The sequence below is a fragment of the Adlercreutzia sp. DFI.6.23 genome, assembly GCF_024462535.1.
GTDB classification, from domain to species: domain Bacteria; phylum Actinomycetota; class Coriobacteriia; order Coriobacteriales; family Eggerthellaceae; genus Adlercreutzia; species Adlercreutzia rubneri.
Map to the genome: position 1 here is coordinate 1 of NZ_JANGBP010000177.1, position 405 is coordinate 405.

The window sequence follows — 405 nt, forward strand, 5'->3', positions numbered from 1 at the left end:
CGACCACAGCGCATAGAAGCACTGGGCCGAGAAGCCGGCTGAGATGCCCCACACCGCCACGAACACCCACAGAAGCCAGCCCCAGCTATCGGCCGTGCCCGCTTCCAGCTGCATGCCGAAGAACACCATGACCACCCAGGCCGCCAGCGCCATCACGGCCGTGGCCGCGAACAGGATGCGATGCGGGATCTTGTCGCCGAACTTCAAGAAGATGGCAAGCGAACCCACCGCCGTGAGGATCCACATGACCGCCTGTAGAAGCGAGATGGTCGTGTCGTCCAAATGCCCGGCCGCCGCGTACATGTAGGGCATGAACTGGCCCATGGTGCCGGCCATGATGTTCCACGTCAGGTACACCGCCACCAGGAACACGATAGACTTCACGTTCACCGAATTGGTCAGCGC

At 62.5% G+C, this 405-nt stretch carries 1 pseudogene; it reads right to left on the reverse strand.

Features of this window, described 5'->3' with window-relative positions:
* A pseudogene (locus tag NE591_RS12890) lies at positions 1-405 on the reverse strand (hypothetical protein); the annotation flags it as partial.